The organism is Corynebacterium glutamicum ATCC 13032 (assembly GCF_000011325.1).
Taxonomy (GTDB): Bacteria; Actinomycetota; Actinomycetes; order Mycobacteriales; family Mycobacteriaceae; genus Corynebacterium; species Corynebacterium glutamicum.
Genome location: NC_003450.3, coordinates 35768 through 51582 on the forward strand (window position 1 = coordinate 35768; position 15815 = coordinate 51582).

The following is a 15815-nucleotide window of genomic DNA, read 5'->3' on the forward strand; positions in this document are numbered from 1 at the left end:
AATTTTGTAATTCACCGAGTGAATTAACCCCGTGTTAGCTTTTCCACAGAATGTGTAATTCCAAGTTTCCTCTTTGTACACATAACAACATTGAGCTTCCCACACGCCTGTGCACAGTTCTGTGGATGAATGTGGATAACTCACAACAGTTCAAGTTATCCACAAAAGTTATCCACACTGTGGATAGTTACATTTTTGTAATTTACCGATACATTGAGCCAATTTATTATTCGAACACGTAGATGGCTTGGAAACACTGACGTCAGCACCTGTACTATTCGAACAAATCACAACCCGGTGGAAACTGTTCACAGAGTTATCCACAGGCTGTGAAATGGTAGGTATACCTGACAGTGTCAGTCTAAAACTGTTCCATTCACAACTTGTTCCACAGCCTGTGGATAACTTGAGGAAAAGCGATTAACACACACTTGTCCACAGATCGATGTGTATAACTCCGAACCCCTGTGGATAACTCAGGGGGTAGGGATGCGCGCACAGTCAGCTTGGTACTGCATCGGTGTGCAACCATGAGTGGCGGTGAAAGCACGGTTGAAAGCAGGTAAGTGTGAGTATCCGAGGTTCCGTGCGACTACCCCCGGGCTTAGCCCTTTGCTTAATTGAATGCGCGCCAAAGTCATTCTTCGCAGAAGTCCCCAGCGCTGCACCGCAATGCCAGTCATGTGTGCAAACTCTTCCGCAATTCCGCCGCGAATAGCAGAAACATTAGTTTCTCGGGAGACTGCAAGATCAACTGCCAAAGAAATTAATTCATCATTGTGATTTTTGGTTGGCGTGTTTTTCGTGGAGCATTTTGGAAAAGGTAGGGAGAAGCACTGATCCGGGGCCGCTTTGTGCGGGTGAAAAGGAGTGTAGGCAGAAATCGTGCATTGCAAAAGCTGCTGAATAGAGCAATCAAACTGAATGATGTCCACATGTTGGGCACTGATTGAATGGGAATCTGGAACTTGGTAGCCCAACGGCAACATGAGTCCGCCCGCAGGAGTGTGAAGATCCAGGCGCATTCCAGCTGGAAGAATTAACCCTTCACCTTGATGAACAGTGAGTTCTCTATCAGCTACTCGAACGGTGGATGTTCCTTGAAAAGCCCACACCATGATGTGAGATCCATTGATCCGAGACCATGTTTCATTTGCTGGAATCTCTAAAGATGCGAGTTGGGGCAGTGGTGGATCAAGATGTTGCGGTTCTGGAAGTGTAAGAATCTGATTGGGTGAGATCCCCATATGAGTGCGAAATGCTTTGGAGAGGTTGCTTGCTCCAGAAAAACCAACGTGATGAGCTGCCCATTCTGCGCTGTCGCCATCGGAAAGATAGGCAACTGCAAGGCTTAACCGGGTGCGTGTTCTCCAGGTGCTGATGTTTAGCCCTGTTTCATCGAGAAAACGGCGCTGTGAAAAGAAACCAGACGATTCGGGTTGCAAAGCTTTCTGTGCAGTTCCGTCCCCGGACACTGATGGTAGTGCTCATCGCGGTTACGTTGGTGGTGATTCTTATTCATTTGAGTCTGACTGTTGGTTCCATCACTGCATCGCAGGCGTGGTCGGCGGTCGTAGGAGTGGGTGATGCTTCTGATATTCGTTCAGTGCAATCACGGCGCTTGCCTCGAGTGCTGACAGCGGTAGGAGTGGGCGCTGCGCTGGGATTATCTGGCGCTTGTTTCAGTCCGTGTCACGTAACAGTGCTGGGCTCACCAGACATCATTGGATTTACCACGGGAGCTGCCACAGCTGCGGCGATCAGCATTATTTTCTTTGATGCAGGTGTGGTCTTAACCGGAGTGGCAGCCATTCTTGGTGGACTTGCGACCGCAGTTTTTGTCTATCTCATGGCCAGACAAAATAGCAATACCGGCGGGTTGCGTCTGGTGTTGGTTGGTATCGGAACAGGTGCATTTTTGGGTGCTGCTCGTGATTTCTTCATGGTGCGCGCAGATATTACGGGTGCTTCGACGGTACAGCTGTGGTCTGCCGGTTCGTTGAGCGGGCGCGACTGGAATCATGCCCTGTTGGTGTTGATTTCGTGTGCAGTGATTGTGCCAGCACTGTGCATTATTGTCCGCCGTTTACGCCTGATGGAAATGGGTGATGATGCAGCTGGGGCACTTGGAATTTCAGTGGAGAGAACACGGTTGATAGCCATTTTGTTGGCTGTGCTGCTGGTGGGGATCGCCACCGCAGCTGCAGGTCCCATCGCTTTTATTGCACTGGCAGCACCTCAGATTGCCCGGGCTCTGGCCCGGGAGGATGGAGTGCTGGTGGCTGCGTCGATAAGCATTGGCTCTGGGCTGTTAGTTGCGGCGGATTGCCTAGAGCAACACGTTGATACTGAGCTGCACACGCCCGTTGGCCTGGTGACCAGTTTGCTGGGCGGGGTGTATTTGATGTGGCTTTTGAGCCGAAAGGAGGCATAAATGCTGCAAGCGCATGATCTCACGCTGAGTTACGGCGGGCGAAATATTGTAGAAGGGCTCAGTCTGGACCTTCCGGAAAGAGGCCTCAGCATCATCATTGGCCCCAACGGATGCGGGAAATCAACCGTTTTGAAAGCGTTGGGCAGACTGCTGAAACCACAATTGGGGAAGATCACGCTAGGTGGGCGAGATATTTCCAGCATGGGCACCAAGCATGTGGCGAAACACATCGGGGTGCTTCCGCAACCCCCATATGCGCCCGATGGGGTGAGCGTCACGGAGCTGGTCAGCCGCGGGCGGTATCCGCACCAACATCTGCTGTCGCAATGGTCAAAAGACGATGAAGCCATTGTGGCGCGCTCGCTGGCGGAAGTCGGCATGCACACCCATGCTGAGCATTTAGTGTCGGAACTTTCAGGCGGCCAGCGCCAACGGGCGTGGATCGCCATGGCGCTCGCTCAGGAAACAGACATTTTGCTTCTCGACGAGCCCACCACGTTCCTCGACGTAGCCCACCAAATATCCGTCCTCGATTTATGCTCCGACCTGCACCAACGTGGTCGCACCCTGGCCATTGTTCTACACGATCTGAACATGGCTGCACGGTATGCCACCCACATCATCGCCATGCGGGACGGCACCATCATCGACCAAGGAAAACCCGAAGAAATACTCACTAAAGCGCTGCTCAAAGAAGTTTTTGACCTCGACGCACTCATCCTCAAAGACCCCAACAACGGCCGACCACTCATCGTGCCCACAGACAGGAGAAACTCATGAAAGAAACCGACAACCTACTGCGCGAAAACTCCCACGACCGCGACATCTCTGAAATCGTCGCCACCATCACTGCCCTTGACCACCCATCACCCTCACTTCTGCGATTCACAGCTTTTGTTCCAGGATCAGCAAACAACCCAGTGTGGGCAGAAGCCAACGTGGCAATCAGGCTTTACCTCAGCGAAGAATTCGACGACGCCACCCGCGTCTACACCGTCCGATCCTTTGATGCCGCAACTGAAAGCATCGTGGTGGATGTGGTTCAACACCACCACGAAAGCCCCATGATGCGCTGGTCAGACACCGTAAAAATCAACGACACCCTCGTGCTCACCGGACCCCGCCCACACTTTGTCATCCCCGAAGGCGAACAAGCAGCACTCTTCCTTGATGACACCGCCATCCCCGCTCTCGCCGCTATTTTGGATCAATGGCCAACAGATCTTCGTGGCAAAGGATGGGTTGTCACTGACGATCCCGCAGCCTTCGATGAACTACCCAGCATCGACGGACTGGAACTGAACCTGCTCGCGCCGGGATCAGATCCAACTGTTCAGCCACTTGCCCAACAGGCATATGACCTGGAAAACCCAGAAACTTACGTGGTGTGGGCAGCCGGCGAGCGAGATGAAATAAAATCCATCCGCAGGCACTTCCGCAAGCAGGTGGGATTGGAAAAAGATGCAGTGGCCGTGTTTGGGTACTGGAAATACAACACCACCAACACTCAGATCGATGCAGTCCGCAAAGAAAACTACATGAAGATGCTCTCTGAAGGGCTACAGCTGGAAAACTTCGACGACCTCTCATTGGAGATTTAAGGGGTCGAGTTTTTAGAATGGGTGTTTGCATTGATTGGCGTCTGATGAGCTCTTAGAAGCGATTCTGGGAGGGCATGATTTTTGGGATTCGGAGCTGAATGTGGACTGATTTTGGGGGAACCAGACTGGCGTGCCCAAATGTCGTGTCTTCAGTCCACATGGGCATGCCTGTCTGGTTTCTCGGCTCTCAAACCGAACAGGAGTGCCCACGGCTGGCAAAAAGTTCAGTTCTTGGGCACGCTAGTCTGGTTTTACCTTTTTGAGTGCCCCGAACTGCCAAACGAGAGTGCCCATGAGGGGCTAAATCTGGATCCGCCCGCACAAAACAACTGCCGCAGCACAACGAATCAACGCTGTGCTGCGGCAGTCACTTTTTTGAAGGATTAACGCCAACCCATGGTCATGAGTAGGCCGATGATCATCAGACCGAAGCCGATGCCATAGTTCCATGCACCAAGATCAGCCATGAATGGGATCTGTGGGCCCACGAGGTAGTTAATGATCAACCAGGCTAGGCCGACGATCATGAAGGCAAACATGATGACCTTGTACCACATTGGGGTTCCGGCGGAATTGATCTTAACCGGGGTGCGGTTTGCGCTTGGGTTGCTTGAAACCGGTGCGGTCTCGTTTTTAGTTACTCTTGCCTTTGGCATTGTTCACACCTTCATAATTTATTGTCTTGGAAAAACCCCAGCAACTGGTACTTATCTTGTTTGAGCTTAACGTATCAGTTGCCGGGCCAGCTACCTTGACGGTTTCCTTGTTGGCTATTGCACGAGTGCAGCGAGATCGAATTCGAAGAGTCGCACTTGCACTTGGGCGTCTTTGCGGAAGAGGGTTGCAGGGGTTGGGGATTGGAATCCGATTTTGTTTTGATCCACGAGGGCTGCGGTGTGGATGGGGTCGCCGACGATCAGGGATTGATCTGGGGCGGTCCAGCCAGCAGCGCGGAGGGCACTGATGGCCTGTTCGGTGGACATGCGGGCGAGATCGGGGGCTTGGATGAGCATGCCGTTGGAGACTTCCACTGTGATGGATGAACCCTTGGGTAGTTCAGTTCCTTGGCTGGAAACTGAGAGGACTTCGCCTTCTGGTTCGCTGCTGTCTAAGTAGGAAGCTGTGGGGTTAAAGCCCATGGAGATGAGGTTTTGTTCTGCTTGTGACCAGTTCATGCCGGTGAGGTTGGGCACTCGGATGCTCTCGGTGCCTGAAGACATGGTTAGAGATACAGAGGAACCCACGACTACTTCTTGGCCGGCTTCGGGGTTTTGGTCGATGACGAGGCCAGATTCGACGTCGTCGGAGGTTTCTTCCCGAACGTTTTGGTTGAGTATGAGACCAACGTCTTCGAGGGCGCGGGCGGCGTCCTCAAGTGTCATGCCGGAGACGTCTGGGATGTTGATCATTTCTCGGCCGGTGGACACGGTGATGGTGACGGTGGCCCCTTGGCGGATTTCGGATCCAACGCTTGGGTTTGCTCGGATGACGAGGCCTTCGGCGACGTCGGCGCTGGCTTCTTCGACGATGTTGACAACAAATCCTGCTGCTTGAAGTTCTGTGAGAGCTTCTTGCTGCGGGAGGCCTTCCACATTGGGGATCGCGCTGGTTGCAGTGGAGGAGCTGTTGGCAAAGTAGTCGTAGGTGAAGGCACCGGCAACGCCGACGACACCTAGGGATAACACGATGGCCAGGGCGGTGAGGCCTCTGGATCCACGTTTACGCGAAGAAGACCCTGACCCCGTACTGGCCGCAGCCACGCCTGCGGCGGGGGCCACTTGGGTGGAGGTGCGCGTCGAGAAGCGAGTTTCGGGCTCTTCTGGGGTTTCTTCTGTTTCTACATGCGCGCGTGCGGCATGGGAGACTGCATTGCGGGATAGCCGGCCCAGGTCAGCGGCCATTTCGGAGGCTGTTTGGTAGCGGTCGGCGGGGTGTTTTGCCATGGCGGTGAGTACCACGGCATCCACGTTGACAGCAGAGGTCGGGGTGAGGTCCGCGATGAAATCCGAAGGAGGGGTGGGGTCTTCCTGGACGTGTTGGTAGGCCACGGCGAAAGGGGACTCGCCTTCAAAAGGTGGCTTACCGGTGACTAATTCGTACATGACGCAGCCGGTGGCGTAAATATCGGAACGCGCATCGGCGGGTTTGCCGCGGGCCTGCTCAGGGGAGAGGTACTGGGCGGTGCCGATGACTGCGGAGGTTTGAGTCATGGCGGAGGTGGAATCGTTGACCGCGCGGGCGATGCCGAAGTCCATGACTTTCACGCCACCGGTGTTGGTGATCATGATGTTGGCGGGTTTCACATCGCGGTGAATAATGCCGGCGTCATGGGATGCCTGCAGCGCTTCACACACAGGGATGAGGATGTTGGCTGCCTCAACTGGGGTGAATACGCCGTCTTCGGTGACAACTTCGCGCAGGTTTCGACCCTGCACGCGTTCCATCACAATGTAGGGAACAGAGGTGCCGTCTTTGTCTACTTCGCCGGTGTCAAAAACAGCGACGATCGAAGAGTGGCTCAACCTTCCGGAGTTTTGGGCTTCCCTGCGGAAGCGTTCTCGGAAATTGGGATCTTTCGCAAGGTCGATGCGCAGCATCTTTACCGCGACCTCCCGACCAATGAGCGTGTCGGTGGCCGCGAACACCTCGCTCATGCCACCGGAGCCGATGACGGCATCCAGTTCATAGCGATCAGCGATCACGAAGGTCACTGCGCTCCTCCTACATCCAATAGGCCATTTACGGCGTCGATTAAATCATCAGCCGGTGCATTAGTCTCAACTGGAACGCTAGCACTCGTCCTAGGTGTAGAGGTAGGGATTTGAGGCACAGTTCGGCTACTTGTTGGAGCTTCCGTGGTTGGTTCCTCGGATGTGCTCTCTTCACTTGTCGTCGGACGGTGTGAAGTTGTTTCAGGTTCGGTGAATGTTGACCGTGTTGGAGGCGTTGGCGGTACCCACTGAGAGGTGGTTTCCTCCACGGTTGGGGTGTATGTTTCCGTAATGGTTTCAGGTGTGGTGGTTTCTTCCGGAGTGTCGTTGAACAAAATTCCGGTGGTGCCCGCATAGATCACCGCGCCAATAATCACGGCAAGCAAAGCTGCGATGAACAGACCAATGCCAATGCCGGAACCGCGTTTCGGGGCCGCTTCTTGGGTGATTGTTGCAGGCCGGGCCACCCTGCCCAGCATCGCCGTTGATTCGCTTGGCGACGGCGCCTCCGCCTGCGCCATCATCGCGCTCGTGCGCGGTTGAGGCGGGCGCTTGCCAAGGCGCACAGCAGAAACAGCTAGCGCCATTTCATTTCCATCAGGGAAACGGCGACCCGGATCCTTGCGCAACGCAATGCCAATCAACTCGCGAGTCTGTGCCGAAATGCTGGTGGGCATCTGCGGCGGAGCTTGGTTGATGTGCGCGATCGCCACAGACACCGAAGAATCTCCAGTGAACGGGCGGCGGCCAGCCATCATCTCATAGCCGACCACACCGAGAGAATAAATATCAGAAGCCGCGGTGACTTCCTTGCCCTGGGCTTGCTCAGGTGAAACATATTGAGCAGTACCCACCACCATGCCGGTGCGGGTCAAAGGCACAGCAGCGGCAGCCTTAGCGATACCAAAGTCCGTGATCTTCACAATGCCATTGGCTGTGATCAGCATGTTGCCCGGCTTGATATCGCGGTGCACCATGTCCATCCGGTGAATCACCGACAAACCATGTGCCGCCTGTTCCATCACATCAAGAGCCAGGTCTTCCGGCAGTCTGCCTTCGCGCTCTAGAAGATCCGCAAGCGATTCACCGCGGACAAATTCCATGACGATGAAGCAGAAAGTATGCCCAGCAGGGTCTGGAACCTCACGGTAGTCATAGGTGGCCACCACGTGTTCAGAATCGATATTCTCAGCCGCTTGCGCTTCATTGCGGAAACGGTTCAAGAACTCCTGGTTGTCGGAAAATTCCGGGCGCAGTACCTTGATGGCTACTTCGCGATCATTGACCACATCATCTGCGAGCCATACGGTGGACATGCCACCGTGTCCGATGATCCACTGCAGACGATAATCAGCGCCGATGAGTTCTTGGAGTCGATCTTTTCCAGTGATGTCTTCTTGACTCATATTTTAAAATCCTCCGGCTGCCTGAAGCACAGCTCGGCCAATTGGGGCTGCGACCTGACCACCAGTTGCACTGGTGCCAAATCCACCGCCGTCTTTCACCAACACAGCAACAGCAATGTCGTTGTTGAATGCCACGTACCAGGTGTGTGGTGGTGTGTTTTCATCACCATGTTCCGCGGTACCAGTCTTGGAAGCGATCTGAATTCCGGTGTAGCCCGAAGTATTGCGCTCTGAGGCTTCCATCAAAGTCTTCAACTGTTCTGCAATTTCTGGCTCGACTCCACCAACTGATTTCGGCTTGTGGGTGCTCAGTTCGCTCAGGTCCTGACCGGTGACGCGGGATACCAAATATGGTTCCATGCGTACGCCACCGTTGGATACGGTTCCTGCCATGACAGCGGCCTGCAGCACGTTCATTTGCACGTCGCGCTGGCCAATGCTGGATTGTCCAAGGGCGGCATCGTCGGGGATTTCACCCAAGCCGCCAGGAACGTTATCTAGTCCCAAGCTGTAGGTTTGTCCCACTCCGAAGTCCTCGGCAGACGCGCGCAAAGCATCCGCGCCAACATCAATGCCGGTCTCCACAAACGCAGTATTGCAGGAGAGCTGGAAAGCGGTGAGCAGGGTAGTGGTGCCACCGCCCGCACATGTCTGACCGCCGTAGTTGGTCAAGGTGGTGTTGGTGCCAGGCAGGGTCACTGCTGCCTCTGCAGTCACGGTGGAATCAGCAGAGTAGCCGTTTTCCAAAGCTGCCGCAGTAGTGATGATCTTGAAAATAGATCCAGGAGGCAGTGATTCCTGCGTTGCATGGTTGAGCAGCGGTGCACCTTCAGTGGAGGTGTACTCAGCCCAAGCGTCCTCTGCGGTTGCTGGATCCACGATCTGGTTGGGGTCATAGCTTGGCGATGACGCCATGGCCAGCACCTCACCAGTGCTTGGGCGAAGCGCCACCACAGCACCCTCGTAGCCGCTTTGGCTCAGCTGTTCATAAGCAGTTTGCTGCGCATTGGGATCCAAGGTCAGCTCAATGTTTGCGCCATGGGTAGGGCTGCCAGAAATGACATCCAGCCACTGGGAGGTAAACAGGGAAGAGTCACTGCCGTTGAGGATAGAGTTGTATCCCAATTCCAGGCCAGCTGCTCCATAAACATCAGAGAGGTAACCAACCACCGGTGCGTAGGCAGTCGGGTTGGTGATGTAGCTGCGCTGGTAAAAACCCTGATCGTCCTGGGAGGACTCTGCGAGTACTTGGCCACCAGTTGAAATCTGTCCACGCGGAGTGGACTTCGCCTCCAGGAAACCACGTGCGTTCAGTGGGTTCTGAGCAAGATCATCGTCCCTAAAAGCCTGAATCCAGGTGAGGTTTGCTACGAGCACCAAGATCAGGAGCAAAGAGAAGAGGGATGTGATTCGAATCGAGCGGTTCACGCAGCCACCTCCGATGCTTGCTTGGACATGACAGGTCGGCGGGCACTGTCAGAAATACGCAAGATGATGGCCATCAGAATGTAGTTAGCCATCAGGGATGAACCACCCTGGGACATAAACGGAGTGGTCAAACCTGTCATGGGCATCAGTGAAGAAATACCTGCCACGACGACGAAAATCTGGATCATGATGGTCATCGACAGACCAGATGCCACGAGCTTTCCGTAGCTGTCACGAGCCAGGGTAGCGGTGCGCATACCGCGGGTGACAAACACACCAAACAGCACGATGATGGCCGCCAGGCCAATCAGACCAAGCTCCTCACCAATGGCTGCGAGAATGAAGTCCGAGTGCACGACAGGGATCATGTTGGGGTAACCCTGACCAATGCCGGTGCCGGTGATTCCGCCCCAACTCATGCCAAACAAGGACTGGGACAGCTGGTAACCGGTGGTGTCATAGTGGGCCACAGGATCCACGAAGTTTTGCACGCGTTCCTGAATCTTGCTTGAAACTTGGTACACCGCGAACGCGCCGACAGCCACCAACACAGCACCAATCAACAGCCAGGAACCACGGCCGGTAGCCAGGTACACCATGGCCAAAACGGTAGTGAAAAGCAGCAGTGCAGGACCGAAGTCGTTGGCGCCAGCCATGATCAAAATAGCCAACGCCCACACCACAAGAATCGGCGCGAGGTCACGCAAACGAGGGAAATCCATGCCGAGGAAACGGTAGCCCGCAACAGTAAACAAAGCACGCTTGGTGGCTAGCAGCTGAGCAAAGAACAGCAGCAGCAAAATCTTGGAGAACTCACCTGGCTGGATGGAGAAAGGTCCAAGCCAAATCCAGATGCGGGCTTCCACGCCGCCTGGCTGCGGCCACACGAGAGGCAGCGCCAGCAGCACGATGCCCACCACACCGAGGAGGTAGGAATAACGCGAAAGCGACTTGTAATCACGCAACAGCAACAACACAGCCACCATCAGCGTGACGCCAACAACCGTCCACATCAATTGGCTATTGACCGTGCTGTAGCCCGTGGCCTCATCAAGGCGATAAATCATCACCAAACCAATGCCATTGAGCACCGCCACCACAGGCAGCATGATTTGATCAGCAAACGGCGCCACCCATGCCATGGCTAGGTGCGCGACGATGAAGATACCGATATATCCGCCCATCAGCATCAAAATATGGGTACCCAACTCATTGCCCATGGCCAGCTCGAGGCTGATGAACATGATCGACACAACGAGTGTGGCAAGTATCAGCAGCCACATTTCCGTGCGACGAAGCTTTAATCGTTCAAGCGTGTTCATGAGACCTCCCTACAATTGACTCCGGGTTCGTTTCTATCGCCACCGGTTGTTACTTCTAAGTTCACGCACACTGGCAAAGCTTGAGCAGCCAGCCGTTGCATTTGCGCCTGGACCTCGTCATACGACCCAGACGGTAATCCTGCGACACTACCGCGAACAGATGCCGGTAAATCATCCAATTTGAAAGACGTACCGTTTTCACAGGATTCCTTGAGTGACAAGGTGCCAGCTTCATTCAGGCACGCCACCTGGAATTGCGAATGTAAATCCTTGCCAAAGATGCGGTAATCCACACCGTGTTCCACGGTGATGGCTTCCTCATCATTGACCGCGACGTAAAAAGTGCTGTCAATACGGGAGTAGCCCCACCATCCTGCGGCAACTACACCGATGAGGATGACCAGGGCTACGATCAATACCGCAAGTTTGCTGGAACTTTTCTCTGGTGGCTCCTCAATTGTGGGAATATCCTCCGTTCCAGCATCAGATATCTTTGGTGCCGGATCAATCACTTGAGCTCGCCGTGTGATCGCCGCAGCGCGTCCCGCAGCGGTATCAGGCCGCGGATCTTCAGGCTGCTCACCATTGAGCGCACCAGCCGTGACAGGCACTGATGCTTCCGCTGCTGCTTCCGCCTCGGTGACTTCTACAACATCGGCCACAATGACCGTCACATTGTCCGGACCGCCAGAACGCAGCGCCAACTCCACCAACTTGGTGGACGCATCCTGCGGGGTGCCTACACGCACTGTTTCTTCAATCGTGGAGTGTGTAACCGGATCTGATAGACCATCAGAGCACAACAACAAACGATCCCCAGGCAAGGCCGGGAATTGCTCCAGAGTGGGCTCCACAGGATGGCCGGTGTAAGCCTTCAGAATCAAAGAACGCTGAGGGTGAGTTGAAACATCTTCTGGATCAAGCTTGCCCTCAGCGACCAACGACTGCACAAAAGTATCGTCGACTGTAACCTGTACCAACTTATCGTCGCGAAGCACATAACCACGACTATCGCCGACGTGGCACATTGCCAGGTCACGCCCGTTAAACATGAACGCCGTCAACGTAGTGCCCATGCCGTCGCGCGCCGGGTCTTCGGCGATGCCCTCAGCAATCGCCGCGTTGGCTTCGCCTGCCACCATGCCCACCAGCGCCAACATATCGTTATCACCAGGATCAACATCAAGCGCACGCAAATGGTTGATCATGGTTTGGGAAGCGATCTCACCAGCAGCATGGCCGCCCATACCATCAGCCAGCGCCAACAAATGCGGGCCAGCGTAAGCGGAATCCTCATTGTTCCCGCGCACTAACCCTCGGTCAGATGCCACCGCATATTTAAGTTTCAACATCAGGGAACAAGCCTCACTGTTGTACGACCAATACGGATATCCGTGCCCACCGCAATCTGCTCAGGCTGATCAATGCGCGTACCACCGACAAAAGTGCCGTTGCGCGAATCCAGATCCTCCACAAACCACTCCGAACCACGCTTAAACACCCGCGCATGCATGCCGGAGGCGTAATCATCGCCCACCACAAACGTGCACTCAGGGCTACGGCCCATCGTCATATCCTCCGACACCTCAATCGAGGAGCCCGCCAACGGGCCCTCGACCACCGTCAAAAGACGAGGCGGGCTGGAGCGATTAAAAGCCCGGGCAAGGCCCTGCGGTGCCGCGACGGAGGAGCTGCTTGTCGACGCTTGACCCGTCACTTTCAAATCTGCCCTCATAGCGCGCAGCGCCATCAAGACGAAAAACCACAACACCACAAGCAAAGCGATGCGAAGCCCAAGAAGGACCAGAGAATCCATTGATCAACCTCTCCCTCTAGGGACTAACAATACGAACTTCGATATTGGAATGACCCACCGTAATGACATCACCATCAGCCAACAACCAATTATCCACAGGAGTGTCATTCACCGTGGTGCCATTAGTCGACTTCAAATCAACCAAAATGGCATCCCGGCCATCCCACGTGATCTCCACATGCTGACGAGACACACCAGTATCCGGCAAACGAAGATCCGCATCATTACTACGACCAATGATGTTCGAACCCTCCCGAACCAAATAAGTCCGGCTCGAACCATCCTGCAGCAGCAAAGTCACCGTAGGGCCCGCGGGCTTCATCGCAGCCTGGCGATTCGCATCAACCTGAGACTGCGGCACACCCTGAACCAAAGGGCGATCCGCTGATTGCGCCGGCAAAAACTCCGTACCAGTGTAAGGGGAACTGTCAGACACGTTCTTAGACTCACTTTCTGCGACAGGCAGGATGCCGTCGCCTTCCAAAGGCAGATAACCGCTACTTAACTCCGGATCCGGATCCTTCTCCGAAACCGACTTCAACTGGCCCGTGTGCAACGAAGAATCCTCTTCAATCAACACAATCACCGGCCCAACCAACGTCCAGCCACTGTTCCTGCAGAACCTCATCATCTGATCACCAAAACGAGCCGGCTGATCAGGAAAACGATCGACAAGATTACTAAAATCGTTCGGGCTCACCGAAACCTTAAAAACATTCGGCGCCTCAACATAGCCAAACTCAGTATGAACCACATTGTCCTCAGCCTCTTGCTTCAAAAGCTCCTCAAGCTCAGCCGGAACAACGCGACCACGGAAAACAAACGCCAACGCATTATCAAGGCCGCGTTGCATAGAACTGTCCAGCTTGGCCAAACTGTTCATAGCATTAGCTATCCGATTCGAAGTAGCCATAACTTTGCGACCTCCTTTTCTCAATAAGTTGGGTGTTCCATAAGTGTCTTCTCCTAGAAAACGCCTAAGGGCATGGCTTTGTCCCTCCCTGTGACTGAAATTCCATTTAGAAAAACCTTCACACGGTCTAAACCAAAGCGCACGATAGCGTCATTATAGAGGTGAACGGCGCCAGAGTTATAGGCCAAACCACCGGGATGCATAAATTTACAACTTTGTTGCCATTCAGGAAACCGCTATTTAGCTGCCGATTTGGTATTCAACGCCAAGTGCGTGCTATCTTTAACAAGTCGCAAAAGACACCCTGCCCGGGTGGCGGAATTGGCAGACGCGCTGGCTTCAGGTGCCAGTGTTCGCAAGGACGTGGGGGTTCAAGTCCCCCCCCGGGCACCAAGAGCGGTTCTCGAACTGCACAGGCCGGAGATCACAAACTCGAAAGAGACTGTGATCTCCGGTTTTGTTTGTCTTTGAGTATGACTGTGAAATGTGATGGATTTATTCGAAAGGGGAGGAGTCTTCTTGGAGGTAGGGGCGCCCTGATTGGAACCGCCAGATGGTGTGGTCGAGGTAGATGTAGTTGACGCACATAATGTCCGCAACTTCCTCAATCAACCGTGAAGCTTCGTGCCTGGAAATCTCTTTCGGACGCTCGAGCACGTGAGTGACGAAACGGACGATCATTCGGTCTGCTTTCACTCCTGGGACACCTACGAGCATAAGGAAGTAACTCCAGGTCAACGCACTACTTTGGCCGGTTATCATCAACCATTCTCTCGCGATATCTGAGTGTTCACGGCTTTCGCGCGAATCGAACCTGCCGACAACATCGCTGATGGATTCGATGGAATGACCCGCAAGTACCTTTGCTGCTTCCAAAGCTGCGTATGCCTTATAGGGTGCGTGAATCTTGGAGGAAGTTCTCCACCGATTATTCGTTTTGAGAACAAATTCGTCGACCCCTCCCCACCGGTAGAATGTCTCGATGAGATCAGTGGCAGTATCGGCTTCAGGGTGTGATCCTTCATTTGCGCGCAGCCCGCAGTATCGATTGACAAGGTTGAGTACACCTGTATAGCGATTACCAGTCGAGTAAATGGAGTCAAGAATCGCTAGGGCAATGCTTTGGTAGCCTTCAGGATGAAACCATCTTTCAGGGTCAACACCAAAGTGTGAAGTGATGTAGTTTAACAGCTTCTGAACGTCTTGCTCATGAATCAACGGAGTTCCTATCTGTGCTAGTGGAGCTAGATAGATAGGATGTACTTTCGTCCCTGATTGACGACGGAAAATCTGCAGGATTTGAGGGGCGGTAAGACCTGAGAAAGATGCTCAATTACCCCTCTGAATGAAGTTTATTTCTGGCTAAGTTGCGTGTCTTGTTTTGCGCTGATGGCTTCGTTTACACTTTGATCGCTTTCGCTTCTAAGAGTGGCGAGTGCAGCAGAAAGGCAAACCTGCTCTTCAAATCCAAAGACCCAAATGAAGTATGGAGAAAAATAATCTTTCTTGGAAAAGTGATATCCCCTAGTAGGTAGCCTCAAGGGGTATTCAAATTTGAAGCTGGCTACATCCACTTTTCAATTTCCGGGTTTAACCACATCGGAATCTCCGCGGCGTAGTCCAATAATTCCTCTAAATCTGCCGGAGCTTTTAGACCATCGAATGCATTTCTCCAATGTATCTTTTGCGGAGCCTTGAGATCGATCTTCCAAATAAACCCATCACCTGCCATCCAGTCGGCATACATTAGCTCTACTGCCCCAAATTCGATATTGTCAGGAATGTATTGGGGGTAAATCTTGCAAAAGTAGCCCACGAAAGTCGCACCATCCATTGGCGCAACTCTTCTTGGATCAGCCCTAAATACAACTATGAGACAGTCGTCCTGTACCCATGTTGCAGCCATGGTCAGAGTCGGCCACGTTGATTTTTTGTATGGGTCGTAGGCGTTTTCTGACGGGATGAGATCTTCAAACAGCTGTGACATGCGGAAGACTACTTTTTCAAAGTCAAGATCATAGTCTGCTTTGTAAGTCATGATTACTGATCTTATCTCAGCACACAGTTGCGTTTGGGAAATACGGCGATGTCAGGTTTTCTCACTGAAGTCGGTGTTAAGAAGTCGAACTTAACGCAGACCTACTCCACAACTGCAGCTCCCAAAACACAAAAAATCCACCACAA

General features: G+C 53.6%; 14 protein-coding genes, 1 tRNA gene and 1 pseudogene. 4 read left to right on the forward strand and 12 right to left on the reverse strand.

Annotated elements, in window-relative coordinates; genetic code table 11:
- Positions 1-476: 476 nt before the first annotated feature.
- Both CGL_RS00210 and CGL_RS15565 read right to left on the reverse strand, forming a co-directional pair.
- A complete protein-coding gene (locus CGL_RS00210) occupies positions 477-1247 on the reverse strand; it encodes a helix-turn-helix domain-containing protein (RefSeq protein WP_231838302.1) in 771 nt (256 codons plus the stop codon).
- A gap of 36 nt (positions 1248-1283) precedes the next feature.
- Positions 1284-1475: pseudogene (locus CGL_RS15565) on the reverse strand (AraC family transcriptional regulator); the annotation flags it as partial.
- Positions 1476-1477: 2 nt separating this feature from the next.
- Here CGL_RS15565 and CGL_RS00215 point away from each other — a divergent pair.
- From CGL_RS00215 to CGL_RS00225, 3 genes are read left to right on the forward strand one after another with little or no spacing between them, the layout of a single operon-like run.
- The gene (locus CGL_RS00215; protein WP_011013337.1) at positions 1478-2434 is read left to right on the forward strand and encodes a FecCD family ABC transporter permease; all 957 of its coding nucleotides are present in this window, start codon (positions 1478-1480) and stop codon (positions 2432-2434) included.
- Entirely contained in the window at positions 2435-3214 is a 780-nt protein-coding gene (locus CGL_RS00220) for an ABC transporter ATP-binding protein (protein WP_011013338.1), read from the forward strand. It begins immediately after the preceding gene.
- Positions 3211-4035 (forward strand): siderophore-interacting protein, encoded by an 825-nt coding sequence (locus CGL_RS00225; RefSeq protein WP_011013339.1) that lies wholly within the window; start codon positions 3211-3213, stop codon positions 4033-4035. The genes CGL_RS00220 and CGL_RS00225 overlap by 4 nt, the downstream gene beginning before the upstream one ends.
- 383 nt (positions 4036-4418) lie before the next feature.
- On the opposite strand, the gene crgA is transcribed toward CGL_RS00225, so the two are convergent.
- The 8 genes from crgA to CGL_RS00265 all read right to left on the reverse strand — a co-directional run bounded on the left by crgA (position 4419) and on the right by CGL_RS00265 (position 13631).
- Complete coding sequence (gene crgA, locus CGL_RS00230) at positions 4419-4691, reverse strand: cell division protein CrgA (protein ID WP_003861074.1); 273 nt, start codon at positions 4689-4691, stop codon at positions 4419-4421.
- 114 nt (positions 4692-4805) lie between these two features.
- Entirely contained in the window at positions 4806-6746 is a 1941-nt protein-coding gene (gene pknB, locus CGL_RS00235; RefSeq protein WP_011013340.1) for a Stk1 family PASTA domain-containing Ser/Thr kinase, read from the reverse strand.
- On the reverse strand, positions 6743-8152 hold the full coding sequence (locus CGL_RS00240) for a serine/threonine-protein kinase (RefSeq protein ID WP_011013341.1): 1410 nt from the start codon (positions 8150-8152) through the stop codon (positions 6743-6745). Before CGL_RS00240 ends, pknB begins: the two co-directional genes overlap by 4 nt.
- 3 nt (positions 8153-8155) lie before the next feature.
- Complete coding sequence (locus CGL_RS00245) at positions 8156-9580, reverse strand: penicillin-binding transpeptidase domain-containing protein (RefSeq protein WP_011013342.1); 1425 nt, start codon at positions 9578-9580, stop codon at positions 8156-8158.
- Positions 9577-10902, reverse strand: a complete 1326-nt coding sequence (locus CGL_RS00250; RefSeq protein WP_011013343.1) for an FtsW/RodA/SpoVE family cell cycle protein — start codon at positions 10900-10902, stop codon at positions 9577-9579. The genes CGL_RS00245 and CGL_RS00250 overlap by 4 nt, the downstream gene beginning before the upstream one ends.
- The gene (locus tag CGL_RS00255; RefSeq protein ID WP_011013344.1) at positions 10899-12254 is read right to left on the reverse strand and encodes a PP2C family protein-serine/threonine phosphatase; all 1356 of its coding nucleotides are present in this window, start codon (positions 12252-12254) and stop codon (positions 10899-10901) included. The genes CGL_RS00250 and CGL_RS00255 overlap by 4 nt, the downstream gene beginning before the upstream one ends.
- Positions 12254-12718 (reverse strand): FHA domain-containing protein FhaB/FipA, encoded by a 465-nt coding sequence (locus CGL_RS00260; protein WP_003861086.1) that lies wholly within the window; start codon positions 12716-12718, stop codon positions 12254-12256. The genes CGL_RS00255 and CGL_RS00260 overlap by 1 nt, the downstream gene beginning before the upstream one ends.
- Positions 12719-12734: 16 nt before the next feature.
- Complete coding sequence (locus CGL_RS00265) at positions 12735-13631, reverse strand: DUF3662 and FHA domain-containing protein (protein WP_011265452.1); 897 nt, start codon at positions 13629-13631, stop codon at positions 12735-12737.
- A gap of 306 nt (positions 13632-13937) precedes the next feature.
- Between CGL_RS00265 and CGL_RS00270 the strand changes: the two genes are divergently transcribed.
- Positions 13938-14024: transfer RNA gene (locus CGL_RS00270), tRNA-Leu, on the forward strand.
- A gap of 102 nt (positions 14025-14126) precedes the next feature.
- Here CGL_RS00270 and CGL_RS15570 read toward each other — a convergent pair.
- Positions 14127-14849 carry a hypothetical protein gene (locus tag CGL_RS15570; RefSeq protein WP_011013346.1) on the reverse strand — a complete coding sequence of 241 codons (723 nt, stop codon included), beginning with the start codon at positions 14847-14849 and terminating at the stop codon, positions 14127-14129.
- A 346-nt stretch (positions 14850-15195) separates the two neighbouring features.
- Positions 15196-15669, reverse strand: a complete 474-nt coding sequence (locus CGL_RS00280; RefSeq protein WP_011013347.1) for a hypothetical protein — start codon at positions 15667-15669, stop codon at positions 15196-15198.
- Positions 15670-15815 lie beyond the last annotated feature (146 nt).